This is a genomic window from Pseudomonas viridiflava (genome assembly GCF_900602065.1).
Classification (GTDB): Bacteria; Pseudomonadota; Gammaproteobacteria; order Pseudomonadales; family Pseudomonadaceae; genus Aquipseudomonas.
In genome coordinates this window covers 1-321 of the sequence record NZ_UWFN01000244.1, presented here as the reverse complement: position 1 = coordinate 321, position 321 = coordinate 1, and the positions used below count along the sequence as shown (strand labels likewise).

Below are 321 nucleotides of genomic sequence, written 5' to 3'. Positions count from 1 at the left end.
GCCAAGGACACCCGCAACCATTTCGCCAACGTCGACAGCCTTGTGGCGTTCGTCAGCGCCAGACAGCCGGTCTGAGGATTGAACATGCAAACCCGTGAAGACATCTTCCAAACCCTGCGCACGGCCATGGTCGAACTGTTCGAACTGGAACCTGAAAGGGTCGTCCCCGAGGCGACCTGTATCAGGACCTGGAAATCGACAGCATTGACGCTGTTGACCTGATCGACCACATCAAGCGCAAGACCGGCAAGAAAATCGCGGCGGAAGAGTTCAAGTCCGTCAGAACCGTCAACGACGTGGTCGAGGCCGTCTACCGCCTGG

Annotated in this window: 2 pseudogenes; both read left to right on the top strand. The window is 57.9% G+C overall.

The annotated features are described in order from the left end of the window. A pseudogene (locus EE949_RS13045) lies at positions 1–75 on the top strand (phosphopantetheine-binding protein); the annotation flags it as partial. 9 nt (positions 76–84) lie between these two features. Then, positions 85–321: pseudogene (locus EE949_RS13040) on the top strand (acyl carrier protein); the annotation flags it as partial.